This is a genomic window from Bradyrhizobium sp. 23 (assembly GCF_023073295.1).
Classification (GTDB): Bacteria; Pseudomonadota; Alphaproteobacteria; order Rhizobiales; family Xanthobacteraceae; genus Bradyrhizobium; species Bradyrhizobium canariense_D.
Genome location: NZ_JADPJF010000124.1, coordinates 130,693 through 152,887, shown reverse-complemented (window position 1 = coordinate 152,887; position 22,195 = coordinate 130,693). Strand labels below are relative to the sequence as shown.

Annotated in this window: 34 protein-coding genes, 1 tRNA gene and 2 pseudogenes; 15 read left to right on the top strand and 22 right to left on the bottom strand. The window is 62.1% G+C overall.

Annotated features, from left to right (window positions below):
- Positions 1 to 1,454 (bottom strand): carboxyl transferase domain-containing protein (locus IVB32_RS29960; protein ID WP_247412216.1); only part of this gene is annotated, 1,454 nt, incomplete at its 3' end.
- Positions 1,455 to 1,478: 24 nt separating this feature from the next.
- Complete coding sequence (locus tag IVB32_RS29955; RefSeq protein ID WP_018457765.1) at positions 1,479 to 2,651, bottom strand: isovaleryl-CoA dehydrogenase; 1,173 nt, start codon at positions 2,649 to 2,651, stop codon at positions 1,479 to 1,481.
- 113 nt (positions 2,652 to 2,764) lie between these two features.
- Here IVB32_RS29955 and IVB32_RS29950 point away from each other — a divergent pair, with 113 nt between their 5' ends.
- Positions 2,765 to 3,793 carry an AraC family transcriptional regulator gene (locus IVB32_RS29950; RefSeq protein ID WP_247296823.1) on the top strand — a complete coding sequence of 343 codons (1,029 nt, stop codon included), beginning with the start codon at positions 2,765 to 2,767 and terminating at the stop codon, positions 3,791 to 3,793.
- 72 nt (positions 3,794 to 3,865) lie between these two features.
- Here the strand turns inward: IVB32_RS29950 and IVB32_RS29945 are convergent, their stop codons facing one another.
- The 3 genes from IVB32_RS29945 to IVB32_RS29935 form a co-directional block, all read right to left on the bottom strand.
- Positions 3,866 to 4,165, bottom strand: a complete 300-nt coding sequence (locus IVB32_RS29945; RefSeq protein ID WP_247296826.1) for a DUF3551 domain-containing protein — start codon at positions 4,163 to 4,165, stop codon at positions 3,866 to 3,868.
- Positions 4,166 to 4,438: 273 nt separating this feature from the next.
- The gene (locus IVB32_RS29940; protein WP_247296841.1) at positions 4,439 to 4,924 is read right to left on the bottom strand and encodes an Lrp/AsnC family transcriptional regulator; all 486 of its coding nucleotides are present in this window, start codon (positions 4,922 to 4,924) and stop codon (positions 4,439 to 4,441) included.
- A gap of 193 nt (positions 4,925 to 5,117) precedes the next feature.
- Positions 5,118 to 5,423 carry an ETC complex I subunit gene (locus tag IVB32_RS29935; RefSeq protein ID WP_007591346.1) on the bottom strand — a complete coding sequence of 102 codons (306 nt, stop codon included), beginning with the start codon at positions 5,421 to 5,423 and terminating at the stop codon, positions 5,118 to 5,120.
- A gap of 260 nt (positions 5,424 to 5,683) precedes the next feature.
- On the opposite strand from IVB32_RS29935, the gene IVB32_RS29930 reads away from it, so the two are divergent.
- Positions 5,684 to 6,853 carry an OpgC domain-containing protein gene (locus IVB32_RS29930; protein ID WP_018457761.1) on the top strand — a complete coding sequence of 390 codons (1,170 nt, stop codon included), beginning with the start codon at positions 5,684 to 5,686 and terminating at the stop codon, positions 6,851 to 6,853.
- 40 nt (positions 6,854 to 6,893) lie between these two features.
- Here the strand turns inward: IVB32_RS29930 and IVB32_RS29925 are convergent, their stop codons facing one another.
- Positions 6,894 to 7,088 (bottom strand): hypothetical protein, encoded by a 195-nt coding sequence (locus tag IVB32_RS29925; protein ID WP_018457760.1) that lies wholly within the window; start codon positions 7,086 to 7,088, stop codon positions 6,894 to 6,896.
- 335 nt (positions 7,089 to 7,423) lie between these two features.
- Between IVB32_RS29925 and IVB32_RS42835 the strand changes: the two genes are divergently transcribed.
- Positions 7,424 to 7,555, top strand: a complete 132-nt coding sequence (locus IVB32_RS42835) for a hypothetical protein (RefSeq protein WP_256374433.1) — start codon at positions 7,424 to 7,426, stop codon at positions 7,553 to 7,555.
- Positions 7,556 to 7,888: 333 nt separating this feature from the next.
- Here IVB32_RS42835 and IVB32_RS29920 read toward each other — a convergent pair.
- From IVB32_RS29920 to IVB32_RS29905, 4 genes are all read right to left on the bottom strand, one after another.
- Positions 7,889 to 7,965 (bottom strand) — tRNA-Pro (locus IVB32_RS29920).
- 113 nt (positions 7,966 to 8,078) lie between these two features.
- Complete coding sequence (locus IVB32_RS29915; RefSeq protein WP_247296828.1) at positions 8,079 to 8,564, bottom strand: DUF192 domain-containing protein; 486 nt, start codon at positions 8,562 to 8,564, stop codon at positions 8,079 to 8,081.
- Positions 8,565 to 8,675: 111 nt separating this feature from the next.
- The gene (locus IVB32_RS29910) at positions 8,676 to 9,308 is read right to left on the bottom strand and encodes a cold-shock protein (protein ID WP_018457757.1); all 633 of its coding nucleotides are present in this window, start codon (positions 9,306 to 9,308) and stop codon (positions 8,676 to 8,678) included.
- A gap of 198 nt (positions 9,309 to 9,506) precedes the next feature.
- Positions 9,507 to 10,268 (bottom strand): NAD-dependent protein deacetylase, encoded by a 762-nt coding sequence (locus IVB32_RS29905; protein ID WP_247296832.1) that lies wholly within the window; start codon positions 10,266 to 10,268, stop codon positions 9,507 to 9,509.
- 271 nt (positions 10,269 to 10,539) lie between these two features.
- On the opposite strand from IVB32_RS29905, the gene IVB32_RS29900 reads away from it, so the two are divergent.
- Entirely contained in the window at positions 10,540 to 10,704 is a 165-nt protein-coding gene (locus IVB32_RS29900; protein WP_018457755.1) for a hypothetical protein, read from the top strand.
- Positions 10,705 to 10,771: 67 nt separating this feature from the next.
- Here IVB32_RS29900 and IVB32_RS29895 read toward each other — a convergent pair whose 3' ends face one another.
- Entirely contained in the window at positions 10,772 to 11,065 is a 294-nt protein-coding gene (locus tag IVB32_RS29895) for a hypothetical protein (protein ID WP_026233439.1), read from the bottom strand.
- Between the two features lie 278 nt (positions 11,066 to 11,343).
- Between IVB32_RS29895 and IVB32_RS29890 the strand changes: the two genes are divergently transcribed.
- Both IVB32_RS29890 and IVB32_RS42830 read left to right on the top strand, forming a co-directional pair.
- On the top strand, positions 11,344 to 11,574 hold the full coding sequence (locus IVB32_RS29890; protein ID WP_007610151.1) for a hypothetical protein: 231 nt from the start codon (positions 11,344 to 11,346) through the stop codon (positions 11,572 to 11,574).
- 78 nt (positions 11,575 to 11,652) lie between these two features.
- The gene (locus IVB32_RS42830; protein WP_256464728.1) at positions 11,653 to 11,778 is read left to right on the top strand and encodes a hypothetical protein; all 126 of its coding nucleotides are present in this window, start codon (positions 11,653 to 11,655) and stop codon (positions 11,776 to 11,778) included.
- Here the strand turns inward: IVB32_RS42830 and IVB32_RS29885 are convergent.
- The 6 genes and pseudogenes from IVB32_RS29885 to IVB32_RS29860 all read right to left on the bottom strand — a co-directional run bounded on the left by IVB32_RS29885 (position 11,775) and on the right by IVB32_RS29860 (position 14,668).
- The gene (locus IVB32_RS29885) at positions 11,775 to 11,972 is read right to left on the bottom strand and encodes a hypothetical protein (RefSeq protein ID WP_247296834.1); all 198 of its coding nucleotides are present in this window, start codon (positions 11,970 to 11,972) and stop codon (positions 11,775 to 11,777) included. The genes IVB32_RS42830 and IVB32_RS29885 overlap by 4 nt on opposite strands.
- Before the next feature lie 210 nt (positions 11,973 to 12,182).
- Positions 12,183 to 12,558 (bottom strand): annotated as a pseudogene (locus IVB32_RS29880) (GrlR family regulatory protein).
- 589 nt (positions 12,559 to 13,147) lie between these two features.
- Positions 13,148 to 13,297, bottom strand: a complete 150-nt coding sequence (locus IVB32_RS29875) for a hypothetical protein (RefSeq protein WP_247412213.1) — start codon at positions 13,295 to 13,297, stop codon at positions 13,148 to 13,150.
- Between the two features lie 279 nt (positions 13,298 to 13,576).
- Positions 13,577 to 13,720 carry a hypothetical protein gene (locus IVB32_RS29870; protein ID WP_247297358.1) on the bottom strand — a complete coding sequence of 48 codons (144 nt, stop codon included), beginning with the start codon at positions 13,718 to 13,720 and terminating at the stop codon, positions 13,577 to 13,579.
- A gap of 338 nt (positions 13,721 to 14,058) precedes the next feature.
- Positions 14,059 to 14,235: a DUF2934 domain-containing protein gene (locus tag IVB32_RS29865; RefSeq protein WP_018454372.1), complete on the bottom strand. Its 177-nt coding sequence runs from the start codon at positions 14,233 to 14,235 to the stop codon at positions 14,059 to 14,061.
- Between the two features lie 136 nt (positions 14,236 to 14,371).
- Complete coding sequence (locus IVB32_RS29860) at positions 14,372 to 14,668, bottom strand: HU family DNA-binding protein (protein ID WP_007591377.1); 297 nt, start codon at positions 14,666 to 14,668, stop codon at positions 14,372 to 14,374.
- A gap of 408 nt (positions 14,669 to 15,076) precedes the next feature.
- Between IVB32_RS29860 and IVB32_RS29855 the strand changes: the two genes are divergently transcribed.
- The 5 genes and pseudogenes from IVB32_RS29855 to IVB32_RS29835 all read left to right on the top strand — a co-directional run bounded on the left by IVB32_RS29855 (position 15,077) and on the right by IVB32_RS29835 (position 17,333).
- Positions 15,077 to 15,262: a hypothetical protein gene (locus IVB32_RS29855; RefSeq protein WP_007591378.1), complete on the top strand. Its 186-nt coding sequence runs from the start codon at positions 15,077 to 15,079 to the stop codon at positions 15,260 to 15,262.
- 245 nt (positions 15,263 to 15,507) lie between these two features.
- The gene (locus IVB32_RS29850) at positions 15,508 to 15,810 is read left to right on the top strand and encodes a hypothetical protein (RefSeq protein ID WP_018454373.1); all 303 of its coding nucleotides are present in this window, start codon (positions 15,508 to 15,510) and stop codon (positions 15,808 to 15,810) included.
- Between the two features lie 175 nt (positions 15,811 to 15,985).
- Positions 15,986 to 16,258 (top strand): hypothetical protein, encoded by a 273-nt coding sequence (locus IVB32_RS29845; RefSeq protein WP_247368482.1) that lies wholly within the window; start codon positions 15,986 to 15,988, stop codon positions 16,256 to 16,258.
- Between the two features lie 169 nt (positions 16,259 to 16,427).
- Complete coding sequence (locus tag IVB32_RS29840) at positions 16,428 to 16,604, top strand: hypothetical protein (protein WP_007610124.1); 177 nt, start codon at positions 16,428 to 16,430, stop codon at positions 16,602 to 16,604.
- 220 nt (positions 16,605 to 16,824) lie between these two features.
- Positions 16,825 to 17,333: pseudogene (locus IVB32_RS29835) on the top strand (hypothetical protein).
- Positions 17,334 to 17,355: 22 nt separating this feature from the next.
- Here IVB32_RS29835 and IVB32_RS29830 read toward each other — a convergent pair.
- Positions 17,356 to 17,736, bottom strand: coding sequence for a hypothetical protein (locus tag IVB32_RS29830; protein WP_018454376.1), 381 nt, complete (start codon positions 17,734 to 17,736; stop codon positions 17,356 to 17,358).
- Between the two features lie 168 nt (positions 17,737 to 17,904).
- On the bottom strand, positions 17,905 to 18,120 hold the full coding sequence (locus IVB32_RS29825; RefSeq protein ID WP_247297362.1) for a hypothetical protein: 216 nt from the start codon (positions 18,118 to 18,120) through the stop codon (positions 17,905 to 17,907).
- 160 nt (positions 18,121 to 18,280) lie between these two features.
- On the opposite strand from IVB32_RS29825, the gene IVB32_RS29820 reads away from it, so the two are divergent.
- Positions 18,281 to 18,496, top strand: coding sequence for a DUF3072 domain-containing protein (locus tag IVB32_RS29820; protein ID WP_026232720.1), 216 nt, complete (start codon positions 18,281 to 18,283; stop codon positions 18,494 to 18,496).
- Between the two features lie 628 nt (positions 18,497 to 19,124).
- Here the strand turns inward: IVB32_RS29820 and IVB32_RS29815 are convergent.
- Positions 19,125 to 19,394: a hypothetical protein gene (locus IVB32_RS29815; RefSeq protein WP_018454380.1), complete on the bottom strand. Its 270-nt coding sequence runs from the start codon at positions 19,392 to 19,394 to the stop codon at positions 19,125 to 19,127.
- A 5-nt stretch (positions 19,395 to 19,399) separates the two neighbouring features.
- Positions 19,400 to 19,600, bottom strand: coding sequence for a hypothetical protein (locus tag IVB32_RS29810; RefSeq protein ID WP_018454381.1), 201 nt, complete (start codon positions 19,598 to 19,600; stop codon positions 19,400 to 19,402).
- Between the two features lie 287 nt (positions 19,601 to 19,887).
- Between IVB32_RS29810 and IVB32_RS29805 the strand changes: the two genes are divergently transcribed.
- The 3 genes from IVB32_RS29805 to IVB32_RS29795 all read left to right on the top strand — a co-directional run bounded on the left by IVB32_RS29805 (position 19,888) and on the right by IVB32_RS29795 (position 21,914).
- A complete protein-coding gene (locus IVB32_RS29805; protein ID WP_247297663.1) occupies positions 19,888 to 20,286 on the top strand; it encodes a VOC family protein in 399 nt (132 codons plus the stop codon).
- A gap of 228 nt (positions 20,287 to 20,514) precedes the next feature.
- Positions 20,515 to 20,967 carry a VOC family protein gene (locus tag IVB32_RS29800; RefSeq protein WP_085358759.1) on the top strand — a complete coding sequence of 151 codons (453 nt, stop codon included), beginning with the start codon at positions 20,515 to 20,517 and terminating at the stop codon, positions 20,965 to 20,967.
- Between the two features lie 308 nt (positions 20,968 to 21,275).
- Complete coding sequence (locus tag IVB32_RS29795) at positions 21,276 to 21,914, top strand: glutathione S-transferase (RefSeq protein ID WP_247297364.1); 639 nt, start codon at positions 21,276 to 21,278, stop codon at positions 21,912 to 21,914.
- Positions 21,915 to 21,927: 13 nt separating this feature from the next.
- On the opposite strand, the gene IVB32_RS29790 is transcribed toward IVB32_RS29795, so the two are convergent.
- Entirely contained in the window at positions 21,928 to 22,191 is a 264-nt protein-coding gene (locus IVB32_RS29790; protein ID WP_247297691.1) for a hypothetical protein, read from the bottom strand.
- Positions 22,192 to 22,195: the final 4 nt, after the last annotated feature.

Below are 22,195 nucleotides of genomic sequence, written 5' to 3'. Positions count from 1 at the left end.
TCATATTGCGCGCGGATCGGCTCGCGGAATTTATCTTCGTCTTCTTTCGACCAGCTGTCGCCCTTGGCCTCGATATTGTCGCGGCGGACCTGGCTCAGCACCATCGAGGCCTGCTCGCCGCCCATCACCGAGATGCGCGCGTTAGGCCACATCCACAGGAAGCGCGGGGAGTAGGCGCGGCCGCACATGCCGTAATTGCCGGCGCCGTAGGACCCGCCGATCACCACGGTGAATTTCGGCACCGACGCGGTCGCGACCGCCGTCACCAGCTTGGCGCCGTCACGCGCAATGCCGCCGGCTTCGTATTTCTTGCCGACCATGAAGCCGGTGATGTTCTGCAGGAACACCAGCGGAATGCCGCGCTGGCAGCACAGCTCGATGAAATGCGCCCCCTTCAGCGAGCTCTCGCTGAACAGGATGCCGTTGTTGGCAATGATGCCGACCGGAAAACCCCAGATGTGGGCGAAGCCGCACACCAGCGTCGTGCCGTACAGCTTCTTGAACTCGTCGAACTCGGAACCATCAACCACGCGCGCAATGATGTCGCGCACGTCGAACGGCTTGCGCCCGTCGACGGGCACCACGCCATAGATCTCCTCGGCCGCAAACAAGGGATCACGCGGCGGATGCATGTTGAGGTTTGGCCGTACCGATGGCTTCAGCGTGCCGACGATGCGGCGGGCGATGCCGATCGCGTGTGCGTCGTTCTGGGCGTAATGATCGGTCACGCCTGATTGTCGCGAATGCACGTCGGCGCCACCGAGCTCCTCGGCGGTCACCACCTCGCCCGTCGCCGCCTTCACCAGCGGCGGCCCGCCCAGGAAGATGGTGCCTTGATTGCGCACGATGATGCTCTCGTCCGACATCGCGGGGACATAGGCGCCGCCGGCCGTGCAGGAGCCCATCACGATGGCGATCTGCGGGATGCCTTGCGACGACATCTGCGCCTGGTTGTAGAAGATGCGGCCGAAATGCCGCTCGTCCGGAAAGATCTCGTCCTGCAGCGGCAAAAAGGCGCCGCCGGAATCGACCATGTAGACGCAGGGAAGATTGTTCTGCCGCGCCACGTCCTGCGCGCGCAGATGCTTCTTCACGGTCATGGGATAATAGGTGCCGCCCTTGATGGTGGCGTCGTTGGCGACGATCACGCATTCGCGGCCCGCGATGCGCCCGACCCCGGTGACGACGCTCGCCGAATGGACGTCGCCGCCGTAAAGGCCATAGGCCGCGAGCGGCGACAGCTCCATGAACGCGGTGCCGGGATCGACCAGCAGGTCGACGCGCTCGCGCGCCAGCATCTTGCCACGCGAGGTGTGGCGGTTGCGCGAGACCTCGCCGCCGCCGCCCGCAACCTGGCTCAGCTTTTCGCGCAGATCCGCGACGAGGGTGCGCATGGCCTCGGAATTGCGCGCAAAGTCCGAAGAAGACGTATCGATGCTGGAATGGAGCGGCATGTTGGTTCCAATTGCGTGAAGGTTTTAAGCCGTCTCAGCCATCAATTCGCGACCGATCAGCATGCGCCGGACCTCCGAGGTGCCGGCGCCGATCTCGTAGAGCTTTGCATCGCGCCACAGGCGTCCGACCGGAAATTCGGAGGTGTAGCCGACCCCGCCAAGCGCCTGGATCGCCTCACCCGCCATCCACGTCGCTTTCTCGGCGGAATAGAGGATCGCAGCGGCGGCGTCCTTGCGCAAGCTGCGCGCGTGATCGGCGCGGTCGCAGGCACGCCCCACCGCATAGACATAGGCGCGCGTGGCCTGCCAGGTCGCGTACATGTCGGCGAGCTTGCCCTGCATGAGCTGGAAGTCGCCGATCGGCTGCCCGAACTGCTTGCGCTCGTGCATATAGGGCACCACCGCGTCCATGCAGGCCGCCATGATCCCGAGTGGTCCACCCGAGAGGACCGTACGCTCATAGTCGAGGCCGGACATCAGCACCTTGACGCCCTCCCCGACCTTCCCAAGCACGTTCTCCTCCGGCACCTCGCATTCGTCGAAGAACAGCGGATACGTGTTGGAGCCGCGCATGCCGAGCTTGTCGAGATGCTGGCCGTGGCTGAAGCCCTTCGTCCCCTTCTCGACCAGGAAGGCGGTCATGCCGCGCGGGCCCGCTTCCGGATCGGTCTTGGCATAGACCACCAGCACGTCGGCATCGCCGCCATTGGTGATCCACATCTTCGAGCCGTTGAGCACGTAGCGGTCGCCGCGTTTGTCGGCGCGCAGTTTCATCGAGACGACGTCTGAGCCGGCGCCGGGCTCGGACATCGCGAGCGCGCCGACATACTCGCCGGAGATCAACTTTGGCAGATAGCGCTCGCGCTGCGCATCATTGCCGTTGCGGCGGATCTGGTTGACGCAGAGATTTGAGTGGGCGCCATAGGAGAGCCCGACCGCGGCCGAGCCGCGCGAAATCTCCTCCATCGCGACGATATGGGCGAGATAGCCCATGTTGGAGCCGCCATATTGCTCCGGCGCGGTCATGCCGAGCAGGCCGAGGTCGCCAAGGCGCTTCCAGAGGTCCGCCGGGAATAGATTGGCCTTCTCGATATCGGCGGCACGCGGGGCGATCTCCGCCTCCACGAAGGCGCGCAGCGTGTCGCGCAGCATGCTGATGTCTTCGCCCAGATCGAAATCGATGCTCGGGATATTCAAGGCGATTCCTCCCTATTTTGGGGACCGAACCTAGCGGCATCGGGGCCCTTCTGCGGTCGAAAAGGTTGCATTTTCCGCCAAACTTGGCGAGGATTTTCCCAGAGGATTTTCCGATGCCTTTTCAAGTCGCAACCGCGATCCCGCGCCGTGCCGTGACCCCTGCCGCCTTCGTCCGCGGCGTCGTTGCCGCTTACGACCGCTACGGCCGCGATCCGACCGAGGCGCTGAGCCGGGGTCAGGTAACGCCGGACCTTGTCAATTCTCCGGATGGGCGGGTCACGGCCGGCCAGTTCGAGGCGCTGGCGGGCCATGCCATGCGCGAACTCGATGACGAGGCGCTCGGCTGGTTCTCGCGGCGGCTGCCCTTTGGCACCTACGGCATGCTGTGCCGCGCCTCGATCACCGCCCCGACGCTGGAGGTCGCGCTCAAGCGCTGGTGCCGGCACCATCGTCTGCTCACCGAGGACGTGCTGCTCGATCTCGCCGTCGGCGAGGAGACCGCGGTCGTGTCCATCCGCGAACTGGCCGACCTCGGACCTCTACGCGAATTCTGCCTGGTCACCCTGCTCCGCTATGTTCTCGGCTTCTCCTGCTGGGCGGTGGATTCGCAAATCGCGCTCCGCGCCGCGGAATTTCCGTACCCCGAGCCCGGCCACGTCTCGGTCTATCCGACCATCTTTTGCCGAAACATCCGCTTCGGTGCGGACCGCGCTTCCATCACCTTCGACAAGCATTACCTGTTGCTGCCGCTCACCCGGAGCGCGGCGGACCTCGACAACATGCTCAAGGGCGCGCTGCGGCTGACCGTACTGCCCTATCGGCGCGACCGGCTGCTGGTCGAGCGCGTTCGCCGCGTACTCCGCAATGCGCGCGGACGCAGTCTCGGCGCCGAGGATGTCGCAAGCGAGCTGGCACTCTCCACCCGCACCATGCATCGGCGCCTGCGCGATGAAGCGACCTCACTGCGGGATCTCAAGGAAGAGGCCAAATTCGAGCTCGCCAAGCAGGAGTTGATGCGCGGTCGCAGCCCGATCAAGCGGATCGCGGAGATCGCCGGCTTCCGCAACGAGAAGAGCTTTTCTCGCGCCTTCCGCACCTGGGCCGGCGCCTCCCCGCGCGAGTTTCGCGGCAGGTATCGCTGAAGCGCGGGTTGTCATGCTGTTGCGGCCTCCGAGATCCAACTCGGAGGCCGCAACATTTCCAAACGGTCTCGCTCAGTTCGAGTTGGTCTGCCCGCCCGGGCGCAGCTTGGTGCGCGAGTGCGTCTGCTTCGGCTGGAAGGCCAGCGCGTCGGCCGACGTCTTCGCGCCGCCGCTCTGTGAGCACGAGCCGCCGATGCCGCCGGCCGCGGCCCGGCAGGCCTCCATCGTCGGATAGCCGCAGCCATGCGCGGCCTGGGCACCATTGGTGATGCAGTAGTCTTCTGCCTGGGCAGCCGGCGCGGTCATCATGAGAAACGCAGATGCAAACAGCGTCGCAGCGGATACGACGAACGTCTTCGAGATCGAGGTCATGTTGTCTTTTCCTGCTTCAGGGTCCCACAAAAGAGGCCTCGGCATGCGACGCAGGCTGAGGTTCACACCTCGCATGTAGGCCAGCACCAGGAACCGGCAATCACGCTTCGGCGCATTGCAGAACTTCGCAAATCACATGTCACAGTTAGGTGAGTTACTTATGTTTATATCCGCCTTATCCGAACCTGTATCCCGGTAAGGGAGTCACTCCCGCGCCTTCGGATGTTTGGATGTCGTTACGCGAGCTACGTTTTGGGACCCGTCGCCGCCGAACTATCCTACCGCCGCGATCTCCTGCAATGGCAGCGGCACGTCCTTCGCCACGCCCAGCACCGGAAAGCTGCGGACGTTCTTCACGTTCCGCATCGCGGCGAAATGCAGGAGCTGCTGGCGCATGCTCTCGACGCTCGGCGCCACGCATTTGAGAAGATAGTCGGTGTCTCCCGAAATCCGCCAGCACTGCTGGATGCGCGGGATCGCGGCGATCGAGCTCTCGAATGCCGCCAGCACCGGCTGGGCTTGGCTGCCGAGCTGGATCGAGACGAACGACACCACCTCGTAGCCGAGCAGCCGCTCGTCGATAACGGCGCGCACCGCCCGGATCACGCCGCGGCTGAACAGCGATTTCAGCCGCCTCACGCAGTTGGGCCCGGACACCCCGACGCGCAGCGCCAGCTCGTTATTGCGAACCCGCCCGTCCTGCTGCAACTCGGAGAGTATTTTCAGATCGACGCCGTCGAGCTGGTCACGCCCCGCCATAGCCCACCTCGTCATGGTCGCATCATGCGAGACAGCGAAGCACGGGGCGGAATGGCTGCCAAGGGCAGGACGATGGGAAGAACCGGCGTGGTTGGCCGAGCATGTCCCGGCCAACCGCGGGCTTTTTACGTGGACGCTAAAACGTGGATGCCCGGGACAAGCCCGGGCATGACGAGAGTTTCGTTGCCCGCCCTCAATGCGTCCACGGCTCGCCGCGGCGGAACGAGAAATTGTCCGCATAGGCGACCGGACGGCGCACCGATTCCTTTGGCTCGATCACCTGGTAGGCGATGCCCTTGCGCTCGCAATAGGCGACCGCCTCTTCCTTGCTGTGGAAGTGCAGCGTGATCTGCTGCTTCATGTCGCCGGACGAGGTCCAGCCCATCAGCGGCTCGACCGCGCGCGGCTGCTCGGGCTCGTAGTCGAGCTGCCATTCCTTGGTCTTCGACCGGCCGGATTGCATCGCGTTCTTGGCGGGCTTGAAAATGCGTGCGGTCATGGACGGTCCGGGCCTCTTGTTCGTCTTTTCGTTCGATTTCGATGCGTCACGGTAGCAGTTGGTGGAAACCGCGGGCATAGTATAGAGACACCTTTAGGGAACTGATCGGTGATTCCGGCCCCCCGGGATGGCTCGCCGACGGGTATAATCATTATGCTGCATCGTGACAATTGCATACCCGCCTTCCGCGCCGGGGTCTCGCCCGGTGGCCCTGCTTCGTTGACATCTACCTGTCCGTCCCCTCCGAAAGCTCCCGTCGCATGTCCTTCCTGAACATCAACGCCACGCTCCCCGAGAAGGGCCGTGACCTCAGGCTCGACCTGTTTCGCGGCATTGCGAACTGGGCGATCTTCCTCGACCATATCCCCGACAACGTGGTGAACTGGATCACCACCCGCAACTACGGCTTTTCCGACGCCGCGGATTTGTTCGTCTTCATCTCCGGCTACACCGCCTCCTTCGTCTATGCGCGGATGATGCTCGAGCGCGGCTTCCTCGTCGGTGCTACGAGGCTGACCAAGCGGGTCTGGCAGCTCTACGTCGCCCACATCATCCTGTTCGTGATCTACATCGCCTCGATCAGCTATCTGGCGCTGCGCTTCGGCGATTCCGAGATGATCAACGAGTTCAACGTCGCCGGCCTGGTGGACAACGCCACCGAGACGCTGCGCCAGGGCCTGTTCCTGCGCTTCAAGCCGCTCAATCTCGACGTGCTGCCGCTCTACATCGTGCTGATGGGGCTGTTTCCGCCCGTGCTCTGGTTCATGCTGCGCAAGCCGGACCTGACGATGGCATTGTCCATCGTGCTGTGGCTGACCGCGCGCCATTTCGGCCTGAACCTGAACGCCTATCCGGCCGGACAGTGGTACTTCAACCCGTATTGCTGGCAGGTGCTGTTCGTGTTCGGCGCCTGGTGCGCCATGGGCGGCGCGCGGCGCTCGATGACGCTGATCAACGCACCGGTCACGCTGTGGCTCTGTCTTGGTTACATGCTGTTTGCGCTGGTCATGACCATGGCCGGCCGCTTCCCGACCCTCGGCGGCATGTTCCCGGAATGGCTGTTCTCGGCGTTCAACCCGAACGACAAGACCAACCTCGCGCCCTACCGCTTTATCCACTTCGTCGTGATCGTGATCCTGGTGATCCGCTTCGTGCCCAAGGACTGGCCGGGCCTGGAATGGAAAGGGTTCGACCCCATCATCGTGTGCGGCCAGCAGTCGCTCGCCGTGTTCTGCGTCGGCGTGTTCCTGTCCTTCGTCGGTCATTTCGAGCTGTCGATGAGCTCGGGCTCGCTGTTCGCGCAGATCTTCGTCAGCGTCGCCGGGATCGCGATCATGACGACGGTGGCCTATTATATCTCCTGGTCGAAGAAGCAGGACAAGCCGCTGAAGCCGCCGCCGCCCAAGACTGCGGCCGCAAAGGCCGCTTGAACGGGCAGCTCCGATCCCGCCGGACGACAGCGCCCCCGCTTCAGGCCGCCGCTTCGCTGTCGTACTCGGTAAACTTCTTGTAGATCCAGTCACGGCCGTCGTGGCGGCGCCAGACCTTGCCGTAAACGAGCTGCCCGTTGATCGAGCGGCGCGGCACGAACACGGTCCAGAGGTGCCAGATCTCGGTCCAGCTCGCCTGCGGACCGACGGTTCGGACGTTGCGATCGAGAGACATGATACAGAACTCACAGGATACGAGCGCTGCGACGAACTGTGATGTCGTGTGAGCACGAATTTCAGGCAGACCGTCGCAAGCCGAACCGATCTGATAACAGTCGCGAAGGCGCCCGCAACAACCGCTCGCTCTTAACCTAACCGATCAACCTTACCTCCTGTGAGCGCGTGGCGAGACCGGTTGAAAGCGGCCGCCGATTTTCCTAGACTGTGTGCGATTTGAGAATGAGCGCGTCGTTTTGAGGACGCGCGTTGATTTCCAGGCTGACGCGAATTTTTGAAAACGATTGATGGGCGGGGGCCACCACGATGAATTTGCAATGTGCATGTCTGCGCTTGGCGCTGCATTCGACGCCGCCTGCTCTGCCCGCGAAGACGCCGGAGCAGGAGCCGCGGAAGGTCGCCAACGACAATCAGCTGGCCTGGCCATTCCTGCCGTTTCCGTTCGGCTGGTACGCGACGAACTGATGGTTGGAAAAGCGTAACGCGCGCAAGCGGAATATCATCGCTTGGCGGCGTCCGTTAGGCATTGGGCGCTGAAATCCCCAACACCAATATGTCTAGGACGACGCCTAAAGGTTCGACAAAGTTTTACGCATTCCGCGCCGCCCGACCCGCCCCAATGCCTTGAAAAGTCGCGGAAAGTCGCGTTGCGCAGGGAATGAGCGCCGAGGGTTAGGAAGGCTTTGGCGGCTGCGGGCATCGGCATCGAACGCGCGCCATGCACGGCTGGAGCTGCGCTCGCCTGGCGCCTCGCCGATTGGCTATTGTTCTGAGGCGCGGGTCTGGCCCACCTCGGACTGGTCGGGGCAGCTGGATTCGAACCAACGACCTGCAGTACCCAAAACTGCCGCGCTACCAGGCTGCGCTATACCCCGAATGTCCGGCGAGCCCCGTCGATACACGCTTCCCAAAGCGCCAGCAAGCCTTCCAAAGGCGCGAGCAAGCTTCCCAAAAGACCGCCAGGCGGGGGCAATGGCTCCCTTCCCGGCTACTTGCTGCCGAACAGCGGGTGGCCGACGCGGTCGCCGGCGCGGATGCCATATTTCTGCGCCGTCCCTGCCACCACCTCCAGAACAGCCCGCGCGGGCCACCTGGATGAGATGATCTTTGTCGACATCGGCTCGGTATTTTCGGCGATGCGCAGAATTCGGCCGTCGGCGCGAATGAAGATCATGTCGAGCGAGACGTAGGTGTTCTTCATCCACATCGACACCTCCTGCTCGGGATTAAAGTCAAACAGCATGCCTTTGCCGTCCGCCAGTTCCTTACGGTACATCAGGCCAGTCTGCTTTTCTTCCTCCGTCGTCGCGACCTCGACCGAGAACACCTGCACGCCGTTCCTGGTGACGATCTCGAGGGGCTGGAAGCTGGCGGCGCGCACGGGTGCGCTCGCGACGGCACAGCCGGCGATGACAAGGATGGCGGCAAGCCAGCCCTTCGCAAGGGCGAAGACGGCCTTTCGATCGAAATTCATGGATGGCTCTCGAGGCGTGGGACTGGACCAGTCCTTACGTGGCGGTCACCGGAAAAGCCAGAGGCGCGCCGGCCAGCCAGCGCGCCTCTGCTCACGATCGCGGGAATGGAATTAGTGGGACGAAACCGGCGATCCCGTCTCGGGATGGATCTCGGCCGCCATCATGCCCTTGGAGCCGGGCCCGAACCGGACCAGGACATACTGGCCGGGCCGCAACTCGGTCATGCCGAAGCGGCGCAGCGTCTCCATGTGCACGAAGATGTCGGGGGTGCCCTCGCCGCAGGTCAGGAAGCCGAAACCGCGCAGCCGGTTGAACCATTTGACCTGAGCCCGCTCCAGCCCGCTGGTCGCCGTCACCGTGACATGGGTGCGCGGCGGCAGCATCTGCGCCGGATGGATCGCGGTCGACTCGTCCATCGAGACCACGCGGAACGCCTGGTAGCCCTTGGCGCGCTGGATGCACTCGACGACGATGCGGGCACCCTCGTAGGCGGTCTGGAAGCCGTCGCGCCTAAGCACGGTGACGTGCAGGAGCACGTCGGGCCAGCCATTGTCGGGAACGATGAAGCCGTAGCCTTTTGAGGCGTCGAACCATTTGATGACGCCGTGAACCTCGACGAGGTTGGCGCTGCTCTCACCAAGTCCGGTGAACGGACTGAGTGCACTGTCGCGACCGCCACCGCCGTGTTCGCCCACCGCGGGAACTCCGACCTTCTTGGACTCAAATCCGTCCGACGACCCCATAACCCCGGACCCCACACATGCCATGCAACCCGCCTGAATGGCGGCGCCGAATCACGCGTCTTTAGAGAATCTTCTCAACTCGACGCGACGCGAATCTTTCGACTCAAAAGATAACACTCCCGGTTGCGACGCATAGACAAAAAAGAGATTCGGCGGAACCTATGAACAGCTTGCACAGCCGCGAATCAAATTGCTGCCTCAATTACCGACAAAGGGCCCCAGCGTTTCGCCGATGTCGTGGCGGATCACGAGGTCGGCGATGTCGTCCTGCTCCGTCGGCTCGCGATTGACGATCACTAGGCGTGCACCCGATTCCTTCGCCATCATCGGAAAGCCCGCGGCCGGCCATACCACCAGCGAGGAACCGATCGCGATGAAGAGATCGCAGGCTTGCGACAGCGCCGTCGCGCGCTGCATCTCGTCCTCGGGCATTGTCTGGCCGAAGGAGATCGTGGCGGTCTTCACCGGCTCGTCGCACACGGTACAGTTGGGCGCGGCGCCCTCCTCGTCGAAGCGGCGCTTCACCCAATCAAGCGGATAGGCCTGCCCGCATCCAATGCAGCGCGCATACGTGGTGTTGCCGTGAAGTTCGATCACGTGATCGCTTGCGACGCCGGAGGCCTGATGCAGATTGTCGATGTTCTGGGTGATGATCGCGGGAACCTTGCCGGCGCGGTAGAGTGAGGCGAGCGCGCGATGGCCGCGGCCGGGCTTAGCCGCCGCAAAGACCTCCTCCATCGCGAAGCGCCGGCGCCAGGATTCGTCGCGCGCCTCCTGGCTGGCGACGAACTCGTCGAACGGGATCGGGCGGTTGCGCGTCCAAATTCCGCCCGGCGAGCGAAAGTCGGGGATGCCGCATTCGGTCGAGATGCCGGCGCCGGTGAACGGCACGATCCGTTTGGCTTCGGCGATCATGTCGCCAAGACGCTCGACGCCGCTGCGAAGATCCGATGCAATCAACGCCGCCTCCCGTTTTGCTGTTTTACTGATTTGTTTTTGCGCTAGCTGCAACATGCGCAAGCGACAAGATTATTGACGCTGTTCTCCACCGCCACGCAAGACATGGTCGGCAATTTTTTCCGACCCTCGCTTATCACAATCCTGCAATGCCTCCTCCCCATTGACGCCCCAATCAGAAGCGCCAATGCATGTGTTGACGCGACTCAACGTGATTGCGGCGGCAGTGCTTGGGTTCAGTAGGACACATACTCACGTGCAGAGGGGATTTAACATGACCGAGGACGAACAACGCAAAATCCGCGAACGCGAAGAGATCGCCGCCCGTGTCGCCGCCTTCCGTGCCACCCAGGAAAAATTCAAGCGCGAACGTGAAGAGTATTTCGTGTCGACGCTCGACAACGCGCGCAAGGCGGAACGGCCCTCGCTCTGGCCGTAACGACACCGGATCACCGAGCATGAAAAAAGCCCGGAGCATTGCTCCGGGCTTTTCGTTTGTTCAGCCGTTACCAGTGACGGTAATAATGGTGGCGGCGGTAGTATGGTCCATCACCGTAATAAGCGTAGGGACCAGGGCCGTAGGCATAAGCGGGGCCGCCGTAGTAGCCATACCGCGGGCCGTAGCCATAGCCGTAAGGATGCGACGCGGCGACGGCGCCCGCGGTGATGGCGCCGGCGGCAAGACCGAACGCGAGGCCCGGACCGATGCCGCGGCCGCGCGCCTCGGCAGGCGAAGGCGCCGCGACCGCGGTCACGCCAACGGCCGCGACGGTAGCCAGAACTGCTAGTGTCTTCCTCATCATGAATCTCCTCCTTCGTATCTCGCACAGACAACGCCGGCGCGTTGCTATGGTTGCGCGCAAGCCTGTGGAACCGAGTTCGGAATAAATCCGGCCACGCATGGAACGGGCACGCGTTCCGCGAATTGTTTGCTCAAGTGCGGAAGCCTCCGCCGTCCGGTTGAGGCAACAGCACGAAGACCCCGTCAGCATCACCGATGCTGGCGGGGTTTTCAGTTGCACGCACAGCATTGGCAATGCGCCACAATTGCTGCCAGCGGGGAGCCGAGGAGGATAAAGTGCCGATATCCAAATTGCTGGCCCGTATCCGCAGGCTCGTTCCCAGATCCGGAGATCAGCATTACGACGAGATCGTCCGCAGTTTCGGTGTCGGTACGCTGCGCCCGCCGCCGACCCCGATGAGCGACGGCGAACTGGCGCGGGCGATTGCCGAGTTCCTTAAGGAACAGCCGTCGAGCGAGTCCGTAGGCGCCCTCGGCCGGCGGCTCGACCCCACCACCCCACTTTGAGGCGCCGGTCCGCCTTTGTCCGGGAACATGCGCTTCGCGCGCACGTTGGCGTAGCCTTCAAGGAGAAAGGAGGCCGACATGCCCGTTTGGCTCGAAATCCTGCTCAACCTGTCCGGCTATGCCGGCTTCGTGGCGCTCGCCTCACACGGCACCGCGTGCCCAAGCAATTGCGCCGACCATCAGACCTCCACCGACGACCGTTAATTCGTGTGCGGTAGCTGGCCCGCCGTACGCATCAGCCTGTCGGCTTTGACCGCGACACGCGTGTCCTCGAGCTGTGGCCGCAGCGAGACGCTGATCACCACGAAAGCCAGACAAAAGAGCGTGCCGACGATGGCGATGCGCCGGTAGGTGTGGCGGTCGCCCTGATAAAAGGACGGTTCTGAAAAAGGTGTCATGAATTCGTTCTTGGCAAAATTGCTTGTTGGCCAAAGTCGCTTGTTGGCCAAAGTCGGATCGCGTCTTCGCCAGACACCTATCGCAAGTGGCGGCAAGTGCAACGCGATTGCGCTTTTAACCTAACCGAATAGGGTTATCGGCTTCGCGGCAAGCTTCCGTTAGGAGTTCGCCAAGCCTCTTCAGAACAAGCGTCTTCAGAACACGCGTCTTCAGAACTCGGCGAGCCGCTTCAGGCTCGCACGAAAACCGAGGCTGCGATGGCCTGCGACCAGCACGGTGCCGAACACCTCGGCCGTGTCGTCGCTGAACGTCCCGGAGAAGCCGCTCGTTGCCTCCACTCCGCCGAACAGCGGCCGGGCGAAGCCATCCGCAAACGGCGTGTGCTGGTTGGTGACAAGCTCGCCCTTCCAGGTCCCGTGTTTCGAAGGGCCGTTGTTCGAATTGCCGTTCCGTGTAGACGCCGCGCGACCAGAAATACGGCCCGCCGCCGAGCAGAACGCCGTCACGCAGGATCAGCACGCCGCTGTCGCGCCCCTTCAGGCCGTCGAGCATGTGGAGGTGGATGGAATAAAGCCCGTTCTTCATGTTGCGTCCGCCGCTGGAGCAACGATAGCGCCGGCGACGGAGAGCGTCGAGACGGTGAAGCGAAGCTTGTGGTGATCCGTCGTCCGGCTTTGTTCCAGCTTCGCCTGCCTTTCGTTCTCGGAGAGCGAATCGGAATCGCAGAAATCGGCACGAAGCAAGCCTTAATATATCGTTCGCACGCAAACGACCGCAGTCGCCAACGATCGCGCGCTCACATCCCGTCTTCGGATTCGACCGCGGTGGCACCGGCGGCACCGAGGGCCTGTCGTTGCGCAAGCGCGGGTGCGGTCGTACCAAAACACTTTTGCGATCTCGGCGAACATCTCGAGCAACAGCACGCATCCATGTCGCGTCTCCCTCGCCTCACTCGTAGCGAGGACAGGCGAACGGGACTATGCGAAGCATCACGCCGGCTTGGTCAGGAAAGGCGTGTCCCGCATCGACACAGAAGCCACGACTTGTTCTGCATCCGACTCCATTTCGTTCGCAAGGAACGAATCGGAGTCGAGAAATCCAGCGCAAAACGATCCCTAACGATCGGTGAAGGCGCGCGCGATTGCCTGTTGTCATCGAGCTAGTGCGATGCTCATCACGCCGCTCGCTTCGCCGTGTCCTTCGATAGATCCTTCTCCGAAAAGCATTCGAGGATCTGGATGCGGAGTTCTTCCGCGGCCGGACCATCAAGCTTCCTGAGCTGATTCCAGAGCCTGATTATTTCCCGCTGTTTCTCGACAGTCATGGGCACCTCCAAAACAATGTCGCTGCCAAAAGAGATGCGTCACTAGAACAAAATAGGAACAACAAGTCCAGCCCCTCCCGTGAAATTCGCCGGGCACATCGCCTTGAGCCTTCCGCGCGCCGACGGTTGCTTTTTAGGTTTTCAACCTTAAGTTCGAGCCACGGCGCGGCGGCTAGGCGCTGAAATCCCTTCCCCGCCAGCCAAGAAGGCCCCGTGCGAAAGCGCGGGGTTTTTCTTTTGGGGAACGCGCCACCGCCCTCCCCGTTAGTCATTCCGGAGCTAGGGATCGTGACCAGAAAATACTACGCCGTCGAAGTGGTGCGTCAGATCGAAGAGACCGTGGAGATCATGGTCGAAGCGCCGGATCAGACCGCCGCACATGATGCAGCGCTCGCGCACCTGAAGGCGCGCGGCTCCGAACATCAGTGGCTCAATCCCAAATGCGATCTCATCGTCTGGCGCGAGCGCCAGGTCGATACGCCGGTGACGTGTCCGTATCGCCGGACTAGCGGCCGGAACGAGTTTTCCCGCCCCGCGTTGTCAGGTCGAATTCGGTGGTGCTGGCGGCATGTCGCAACGCGGCCGACCTGCTTGAAGAGCCCCGGTCCCCAAGACCGGGGTTTTTCTTTGAGGCGGCCGCACGGAGGCGACTCGATTCGAACGAGGGCCCGAACAGCAAAGCAGCCACCCGGGCGTTACGCCGAATGGCTGCTTTGAGAACTGTCGACGCTCGCCCCTGTCCGCCTGTTGAACCAGCAAAGTCAGACCGACAAATTGTCGGTCATGCCGGGTGGGACTTCGCCTTGCTTGGTCCGCTCGGCGAGAAGCTCCTTTTCGGCCTCATACCAGAAGGTGTCCATCGTGCCTGCGGGCTCGCCAGCCTCCTTCCAGAGGTGATAGGCCCGATTTCGAATCTCTTCTTCGCTGAGACCAGTCATGTGATTTCTCCCTTTCGGAAGCAAAGCCTGACGACGCCCTAGAGTTCCTTAAGAGAGTTCCTTATTGGTTCAGCACAAGCAAGCAATCATTGCAGCGCTCCGCGAAAAGAAGCCTCCGCAACGAAAACGCGAGCCCTTAGACGGAGTCTTTGGCCACCTTCAGCGGCGAGGCCTTCACCGACTTGCTCGCCGGCTTCGCGGCGAACTGCATCGGCTCCTTGGTGAAGGGATTGACGCCCATGCGGGCTTCGGTCGCCGGCTTGTTCACCACCGACATCTTCACGAAGCCGGGAATGACGAACTCGCCGGACTCGTTGAGCTCCTTGTAGCCGACCGTCGCCATGTACTCGATGACCGACTTCACGTCGTTCTTCGACAGCTGCGTGCCCTCGGCAATTGCATCGATCAACTGAGTCTTCGTCATCTTCGCCATGTCTGAATTTCCTTCTGTGCGCGCGAGCAGGCTTTGCTCAGGACGCGGTCCGACCGCGCAACGCGCTTCTGTTTCATGCCAACTTTCATGAAGTGACGGGGCTTAGAACCCATCGACGCCCAAAACGCAAGCAGGGGTTCTGCGGAGGGCCGGACGCCCCGGCAAAGATGCCGCAGCTTCCGCCGTTTTCGCGTTGAACCATTTTCTCCCCGAGGCGTCTAACTCTTTGAAGTCCCCAAGCTTCACCCCCCATCAGAGAGCCCCGCTTCCCCCAGGCGGGGCTTTCGTCTTTGCCTGGACCCGGCCCCGCACTGCCGATCAGGCTGGCCTCCGAGGTCTGCGCCCGGCCACCCCGGTGACCGTCACAAGGCAGGTTCTCTTTTCCGGCCATCTCCTGCATAATGCGGCATGGCAAAAACAAAAGTGACCTTCAAAACCGTCCGCATTGCAGACAACGACTGGAAAATCCTGGCGGATTACCCGGACAGCGAACAGCGCGAAATCAAGGGCTTCACCAGCAAGGCAGACGCCGACGACTGGATCAATGGCGACCGCAAGATCGCGTGGCTCCGCTCCCAGGGATACGCCAAGTAAACCGCGCATGAGTCACGCGCGTATCGCGTGACGCCCGTATGGGTATGAGGCGCGCTTCGTCCCTCCCGCTCCATAGGTTCTTTCCGTGCCGGCGCCTTGCCGAGCAAGCGGCAACGCCCGCGCGTCCTATCGGCTGGACGGGAGCGCCTGGTCGATAAACCTTTGGCTGGGCATGCGCCGTTGAGACTTCGGTAACCTAACGCCTCCAAGCTCCCCTTAGTATCGTTGCGTTGGAGTACCCCACAGTGCTGGATTTTAACGAGCTGCGTGAACTCGCGGCCGATGTTCGCGTGTTCGTCGACATTGCCGAAGACAAGGCCGAAGCGCTTCGCGCCGTCATCACAGCCTATGACGTGGTGCTCGCGATCTTCCCGTCGGGAGAGGGCATGGGTCTCCACGTCATCAAGGGCGGCGAGATCCTGGACAGGATTGCAAACTCACGAACCAATACGAGCTACAGCCACACGGCCATTGCGGTTCCCGACCTGGAGCACGCGGAAGTGCTCAAGCACCTGACGGGCCCGGCCGATCAGCGGCTTGCGGCTTAGAGCGTTTTCAAGTTCGCGCGACGAAAACGCGTCACAACAATCTGGAGCGGTTCTGATTCAAGCAGAACCGACAACGCCTCGTTGCAGACGAGAATTTTTGCACTCCGGAACGCCTTGTTTTAGGAACACGGTTTCTGCGCTCCCGTTGGCCCACACAACCAACCAGGAGTTTGAGATGAAGAAGCTCGTCATTGCGACCGCCGCCCTCGGCCTCATGTGCGGCTCTGCCTTGGCCCAGACCCAGACCGGCCCCGCCGCGCAGTCCGACAACATGCAGAAGCCCGGCATGACCAACACGGACAAGGGCACGATGAGCAGCGGCACGACCGGCGTGAGCCATGACGGCATGAGCAAGGGCGGAATGGTGAGGCCCGACGCCTCCGGCCAGGGCGGCTCCGGCCCGGGCAGCGACCAGGGCGGTACCAAGACCCGCAGCAACAAGAAGTAAGCCGGTTTCCTGTACGGCTCGCTTCCCGGCCGCGTCGCTTCCACAAGCGGCGCGGCCATTTCATGACAAGGGTCTTTGGAACCTGTCGAATGCACTCCTCACAATCGTGCGCGCACCGGAACGGTCAGGTCTTGCCGCGAGTTGCCCCATCTCCAGCAAGGAGATCGTCATGAGCGTTGAAGGTAAAGTGAAGGAAGGCGCCGGATTCATCAAAGAAGAGATGAACGAACACGGCAAGTCCCCCGAGAGCCAGAAGAAGGCCCAGGAAGGTCGTGACTTGCGCAACGAAGGCCGGATCGAAGACGGCAAGCCGCCGAAGACGACGAAGCCGGGCACCGGCCACTAGATCGCGTTCGAAACCCCGTTTGGTGAAAGCCGCCCCTGGTCATGTCAGGGGCGGTTTTTCACGTTCATGACCAGCCGATACGTGCCCATGCGATCTTCCGAAGCTGTGATCCTCCGAAGGTGCCGTCCTACAAAAATAGCCGGAGGCTCGAAGCATGCAGGGCGATGGCTGGTAGAACGCTCCGGCTGTTGTATGGTCGAACGTTTCTTGTGAGGGGCTGATGAAGATTGCCATTGTTGTCGCCGGCTTGATCGTTGTTGTTGCCGCCGTTCTCGTGGCGGTACAGCCCGGCTTTCTAAAGCCTGCGTCACTGGCACTCGTGAAGAAGCCCGACATCCTCGGCTTTTCGCCAGGGATGACATTCGACGAAACCAACAAGCTCGTCACGCAACGTCGCTACCGCTGCCGTCAGATTCGCGATTCCTACGTCCTGGAGTGCGCAGTCGACGGCGCCAAGGTCACGATCTTTGCCGACGACGTTGACCCTGGGAATCCCGATCCCAAACATCCCATCTGGCGCGTCATTGCGGAGTTGAACAATCCGGTCCCCAAGACGCTGCAGTCAAATCGATCTCCGACCAGTTCAACGCCCAGCCAACCCGCGACGCTCGGGAAGGATGGATATGGACCGTCGGCCGTGGCCTGAAGCTCAGCTATGACGGCGCCGCCTTGAAGCTCGTGGACGAAGCCGAGGAAATCAGGCGTGGCAAGCAGGAAGCAAAGCGCTAGGGAGCGCGACGCCGGGTGCCCTTCAGTGACGAAACCGGTTGACGGCCAACAGCGGCAGCCATGATCCCAGCACCATGCAGATCGCAATGGCTGCGACTAGGACGTATTTCAGGGGATGTTGCGAGGACGCGAGCGAACCTTCGAGGTGAAGGTATGGCAGCATCGCCTCCACGGCCATCCCGATCAGGGCAACCGCAACCAGCCCGCCAACCGCCGAAGCGAACAGGTTGACGATCCATCCGATCGCGCCGCGCTCGTTCGACCAAGCCTCGTAGATCGCGACAGCCAGCATCACGAGCACAAAGACCAGCATGAAGCTCATCGAGCCGCCGACGCTCGCCTTCGACCCGAAGATTTCCACCAGCAGCATGGCCGCCACCGCGAGCAGTGTGATCGCCTTCACGACTTTCCTCTTTGGTGTCTCAGCACATAGGCCGCGAAGCCAATTCCGATGCCGAGCAGGCTTTGCAGCATGGCGGTTGGTCGCGCCGGGCTTCGCCGGGGTTCAACAAATTGCACTCGGAGAACTGCAGGACCGCCGCGCAGTGACGACCGAAGGCCGGGGACCGATCTATGCAGCTTGCCTATTGGAAAGCCGCTCGAACGCCGTGATGGCCCGGTTGGCCAGCATGAGGCGTCTGTGCTCGCCCTTGCGGACCATCTCTTCGACGGCGGCCGAGAGAAAGCGGCTGGTGAACGGCGCGTCGCTGATTTGTGCGGTGCGCTCCAGATAATCCCAGGCGATCTGCACGGAATGTTCGATGAGATGGGACAGGTTCTCGCTCATGCAGAACCTACGCTTGGCGGGAGCGCTTGTTCCGCGCTGGCCAGTAGGTCGGTTCTTCATGGCAGATCTCGAGACGTTCAATTTCCGCACGTTTTCGACTGACGAACAAATGAGGAACGACAAGCGCGCGCCGACGTTAGGTGGAAAAGGAGAGATCGCGATGGCTGACAAGACAGCTGACAACACCGGGGACAACACACAAAAGGATCCGAAGGATTGGGTTTCCGGCGACGACCCGATGACCGGCGCCCAGGAATCCTACCTCAAGACCCTCGCCGAGCAGGCGCACAAGCCCCTCCCCAAGAAGGATCTGACCAAGGCAGAGGCGTCAGAGCTGATCGACACGATGCGGCAAAAGGCCGGGCTCGAGAAGTAGACAGCGGGCATGTACGCCCCGCCCCTGCGAGACGGAAGAACATGACTCACCGATGATCAGAAGTGTCGCGGGAAGGTTGCAGGCGTTCGGCCAACGCTGCATTCACAAACGTTGAGCGCGCTGCATTTCGTCGGGCACAGACAGCGTCGATTGAGCGCACGATCCCGCAATGTCGATTCCACAACTTCAATGCCGGGATCGGGGCCTGTCGCTTTGCGAGCCGGGCACTCATCCTGCTTTGCCTTGCTTCACGTCATGTACGATGTCACCGATGGTGCTTCCCACGACAATCGCGGCAACAACAGGCCAACCGGCGGCTACCATAAGGATGGCCCCGTAGCGCATGTCTTCGCCGGGCCGTTTGTAACTGTCTCGGCCCGAGAACAGGAGCACCGCGATCAGGCAGCCAACTGCGTATCGTCTAAACCATTTCACGACGAGAGACCTTCGTTTACGGGCATTCGTCGCCTCCAACTCCGTCGTGGTTCATGATGTCGGCCGTCCGGCCGCTCGCCGGCAGGCGAAATTTCAGACGATCATGCAAGGCGCGTCAGGCGCCTTGCATGACCTGCTGCCGCTCATTTTCTTGAGCGCGCTGAGCATCGGCTCCGCGCCGAGCTCAGTTCTGTCACTTCGGCAGATCGCGGATTGCCAGCTTGATGACTGTAAGGACAACGAAAGCGGGCGCCCCGTAAACGATGGCGTTCACGGCCCAAGTGATGGCGACGCCCAAGAAAACGGAACTGCCGACAGCTCCCCAGAAAAGGTAAGCTGCGGATATACCCGGCATCTCCCATGCCATCACAGGGGTGGAGTAGTCGGTTAGCTGCTCCATGACGAGCAGCACCGTCGAGACGAGGGCCCCGATTGCCAGTGCGACGGTGAGAACGGATTTCATTGTCTTCAAAGGCCCAACAGCGCCATCACGATCGGAATCATAAAAAAGGCTGCCAGGCCGAGGAGGCCTCCTACGGCAATCTTCACCCAACGCCGTTGGATTTTCGGCTCGAGCCATGTCGCCAGTTTGACCCAGAGCGCATACGCCCATCCGGCAACAATCGAGCGGATAAGTGCAAACAGAAGCTCGCCTAGAATATTGGCCATAGCGGTTAGTCGCGTCAGCTCCGCGGGGAGTTCATCTGCCAACGGCTAAACAACCCCGTGTCCCCCGTGAATGAGGTGGCCAAGTTCTGCGGTTTGCGTCACCGTTCTGAGGACCCGGTTAGCGCTGTGGAGCTTCGTGAAGGGCTCGTTTTCTAGCGCTTGAGCACTGCCATCGCCATTCACGGCGCGCTCGGCGCGGCATCGTGACTGCTGACATCAGGGTGGCAGCAGCGATGTGCGACGAGCGCCGCGATGCCGCTCAATCTGGGGTCAACAAAGGACATGTCATGAAGTACGCCTCCACTCGCCTGATCGCCACTGACATCAAAATCATGGTTTCGTTCTACGAAATGGTGACCGGAGTTTCCGCCGAATGGCTCGCGCCGGTGTTCGCCAAGATCGTGACGCCGGGCGCCAACCTGGCAATCGGCGCAGCCGAGACGGTCGCGCTCTGGAAAGAAAACAGTGCCGAGCCCGGCGCCGACCGCACCGCCGTGATCGAGTTTCAGGTTGAAGACATCGATGCGGATTATCAGCGCCTGAAAGACAAGGTTACGCTGGTGCACAAGTTGAAAACGATGCCATGGGGCAACAGGACGTTCCAGTTTCGCGACCCCGAAGGCACCGCGGTATCGCTCTTCATGCCGCCGATCGAGCAGGCCGGAAACCGCCTCGCGGCGCAATAGGTCGCGGCAGCAGACTGGCCCGCACACACAGCCAATGACGCGTGTGCGGCACTGGATTTGCGGTGAAAGTGCATTGAAATTTCGCCGGCTGATTTACTTCATCAGCCGGCTTCACCCTCATGCACATGTGCACCCGCCCCCTGCCCCTGCTGGGATTTTCCTGCTATCTCCTACTCCCTTCGGCTCGGCCGAACCAAAAACCCTCCATCCACCCAGGGAGCAACAACCATGCGATACCTCCACACCATGCTGCGCGTGCGCAATCTCGATGTCGCGCTGAAGTTTTACCAGGATGCGCTGGGGCTGAAGGAGGTTCGGCGGATCGAGAACGACAAGGGGCGTTTCACGCTGGTGTTCCTGTGCTCGTCGGACGATCTCGAGGCGCTCAAGAAGCAGCCGCAGACGCGCGGCGCGCCGCTGGTCGAGCTCACCTGGAATTGGGACGAGGAAAAATACGGCGAGGATCGCTTCTTCGGCCATCTCGCCTATGAAGTCGACGACATCTACGCGACCTGCGAGAAGCTGATGAAGGCCGGCGTCACCATCAACCGTCCGCCGCGCGACGGCAACATGGCCTTCGTCCGCTCGCCGGATTTGCACTCGATCGAGCTGTTGCAGAAGGGCGATCCGAAGCCGCCGCAGGAGCCGTGGTCGTCGATGCCCAACATCGGCCATTGGTAGGCCTTTTTGCCGGAACCAGCCCCTCTCCTATGCGTTCTCTCTTCGACAATGCAATTGGAGGAGGACGCGATGGGACGCGGAATTTTGTTGTGGATGCTGGGTGTGCCGATCCCGGTGATCATCTTGCTGTGGCTGTTCTTCGGCCGCTGATCGCCTGACCAGGCTTTGCCTTGCAATGAAAGCTCCGCCTCGGGCGGAGCTTTTTGCATGCGGACCTTTTGCATGAGAGGATCGGCGCAATCGCCCGTCGCTCGCCGCAGTGGATTCCGCTATTACCCGCGCCGAAAGAAGCGCCGCGGGAGGATGACGTGCCGGACCAAAAGCTGACGATCTGGGGCCGCGCCAATTCGGTCAACGTGCAGAAGGTGCTGTGGTGCCTCGCCGAGCTCGGCCTGGCTTACGAGCGCATCGACGCCGGCATGGCGTTCGGCAAGACCCGCGAGGCCGACTATCTCGCGATGAACCCCAATGCGCGGATCCCGACGCTGGTCGAGGGCGACTTCACGCTGTGGGAATCCAATTCGATCATGCGCTATCTCTGCCTCGCGCACGGGCGCGGCACGCAAATCTATCCCGAGGCGCCGAAGCTGCGCGCCAGCGTCGACCGCTGGCTCGACTGGACGCTGTCGATGGTGCAGCCGGTCGACCGCCCGGTGTTCTGGGGCATCGTGCGCACGCCGCCCGCCGAGCGAGACATGATCCAGGTGCAAAAGGATGCCGATGCCGCCGCCGAGGTCTGGGCCATCGCGGACCGCCTGCTCTCCACGCGTCCGTTCATGGACGGCGATGCGTTCACGCTCGCCGACATTGCGATCGGCGCCTATGCGCGGCGCTGGCTCGGCGTCGAGGGCATCACCCGGCCCGCGCAGCCGCATCTGACGCGCTGGCTCGCCGAGCTCGGCAAACGGCCCGGTTTTGCGCAATTTGTGGCACCGCCGATGTCGTGAGCGGTGACGCGGCTTAAAGTCCGTTACGAGCACGATGAATCGGCATTTTGCCGCGCGCCGCCGGGAGGGGGGCGGCTACTGTGCATGGGGTTGTTTTCGCGTTTTTTTGTTTAGGCCAGCCGCGCTCGAACAGCAGCACGCAGAAAATCAGCACGAGCGTGACCGCCGCGGTGGCGAGCCGCGCAGTCCAGCTCAGGCCGCGGCCGACCCACCACAGCAGCGCGCAATACATCACGAACGGGACGATGATCTCGGGCCGCATGATGTCCGGCGGCATGGGG

What these genes read in the sequence shown, in the direction of transcription:
- IVB32_RS29950 (WP_247296823.1), top strand. Translation starts at nt 2,765, where the DNA reads ATGCCTTTTCAAGTCGCAACCGCGATCCCGCGCCGTGCCGTGACCCCT.
- IVB32_RS29945 (WP_247296826.1), bottom strand. Translation starts at nt 4,165, where the DNA reads ATGACCTCGATCTCGAAGACGTTCGTCGTATCCGCTGCGACGCTGTTT.
- IVB32_RS29940 (WP_247296841.1), bottom strand. Translation starts at nt 4,924, where the DNA reads ATGGCGGGGCGTGACCAGCTCGACGGCGTCGATCTGAAAATACTCTCC.
- IVB32_RS29935 (WP_007591346.1), bottom strand. Translation starts at nt 5,423, where the DNA reads ATGACCGCACGCATTTTCAAGCCCGCCAAGAACGCGATGCAATCCGGC.
- IVB32_RS29930 (WP_018457761.1), top strand. Translation starts at nt 5,684, where the DNA reads ATGTCCTTCCTGAACATCAACGCCACGCTCCCCGAGAAGGGCCGTGAC.
- IVB32_RS29925 (WP_018457760.1), bottom strand. Translation starts at nt 7,088, where the DNA reads ATGTCTCTCGATCGCAACGTCCGAACCGTCGGTCCGCAGGCGAGCTGG.
- IVB32_RS29915 (WP_247296828.1), bottom strand. Translation starts at nt 8,564, where the DNA reads ATGAATTTCGATCGAAAGGCCGTCTTCGCCCTTGCGAAGGGCTGGCTT.
- IVB32_RS29910 (WP_018457757.1), bottom strand. Translation starts at nt 9,308, where the DNA reads ATGGGGTCGTCGGACGGATTTGAGTCCAAGAAGGTCGGAGTTCCCGCG.
- IVB32_RS29900 (WP_018457755.1), top strand. Translation starts at nt 10,540, where the DNA reads ATGACCGAGGACGAACAACGCAAAATCCGCGAACGCGAAGAGATCGCC.
- IVB32_RS29895 (WP_026233439.1), bottom strand. Translation starts at nt 11,065, where the DNA reads ATGAGGAAGACACTAGCAGTTCTGGCTACCGTCGCGGCCGTTGGCGTG.
- IVB32_RS42830 (WP_256464728.1), top strand. Translation starts at nt 11,653, where the DNA reads ATGCCCGTTTGGCTCGAAATCCTGCTCAACCTGTCCGGCTATGCCGGC.
- IVB32_RS29885 (WP_247296834.1), bottom strand. Translation starts at nt 11,972, where the DNA reads ATGACACCTTTTTCAGAACCGTCCTTTTATCAGGGCGACCGCCACACC.
- IVB32_RS29875 (WP_247412213.1), bottom strand. Translation starts at nt 13,297, where the DNA reads ATGACTGTCGAGAAACAGCGGGAAATAATCAGGCTCTGGAATCAGCTC.
- IVB32_RS29870 (WP_247297358.1), bottom strand. Translation starts at nt 13,720, where the DNA reads ATGTTCGGAGCCGCGCGCCTTCAGGTGCGCGAGCGCTGCATCATGTGC.
- IVB32_RS29865 (WP_018454372.1), bottom strand. Translation starts at nt 14,235, where the DNA reads ATGACTGGTCTCAGCGAAGAAGAGATTCGAAATCGGGCCTATCACCTC.
- IVB32_RS29860 (WP_007591377.1), bottom strand. Translation starts at nt 14,668, where the DNA reads ATGGCGAAGATGACGAAGACTCAGTTGATCGATGCAATTGCCGAGGGC.
- IVB32_RS29855 (WP_007591378.1), top strand. Translation starts at nt 15,077, where the DNA reads ATGGCAAAAACAAAAGTGACCTTCAAAACCGTCCGCATTGCAGACAAC.
- IVB32_RS29845 (WP_247368482.1), top strand. Translation starts at nt 15,986, where the DNA reads ATGAAGAAGCTCGTCATTGCGACCGCCGCCCTCGGCCTCATGTGCGGC.
- IVB32_RS29840 (WP_007610124.1), top strand. Translation starts at nt 16,428, where the DNA reads ATGAGCGTTGAAGGTAAAGTGAAGGAAGGCGCCGGATTCATCAAAGAA.
- IVB32_RS29825 (WP_247297362.1), bottom strand. Translation starts at nt 18,120, where the DNA reads ATGAGCGAGAACCTGTCCCATCTCATCGAACATTCCGTGCAGATCGCC.
- IVB32_RS29820 (WP_026232720.1), top strand. Translation starts at nt 18,281, where the DNA reads ATGGCTGACAAGACAGCTGACAACACCGGGGACAACACACAAAAGGAT.
- IVB32_RS29815 (WP_018454380.1), bottom strand. Translation starts at nt 19,394, where the DNA reads ATGAAATCCGTTCTCACCGTCGCACTGGCAATCGGGGCCCTCGTCTCG.
- IVB32_RS29810 (WP_018454381.1), bottom strand. Translation starts at nt 19,600, where the DNA reads ATGGCCAATATTCTAGGCGAGCTTCTGTTTGCACTTATCCGCTCGATT.
- IVB32_RS29805 (WP_247297663.1), top strand. Translation starts at nt 19,888, where the DNA reads ATGAAGTACGCCTCCACTCGCCTGATCGCCACTGACATCAAAATCATG.
- IVB32_RS29800 (WP_085358759.1), top strand. Translation starts at nt 20,515, where the DNA reads ATGCGATACCTCCACACCATGCTGCGCGTGCGCAATCTCGATGTCGCG.
- IVB32_RS29790 (WP_247297691.1), bottom strand. Translation starts at nt 22,191, where the DNA reads ATGCCGCCGGACATCATGCGGCCCGAGATCATCGTCCCGTTCGTGATG.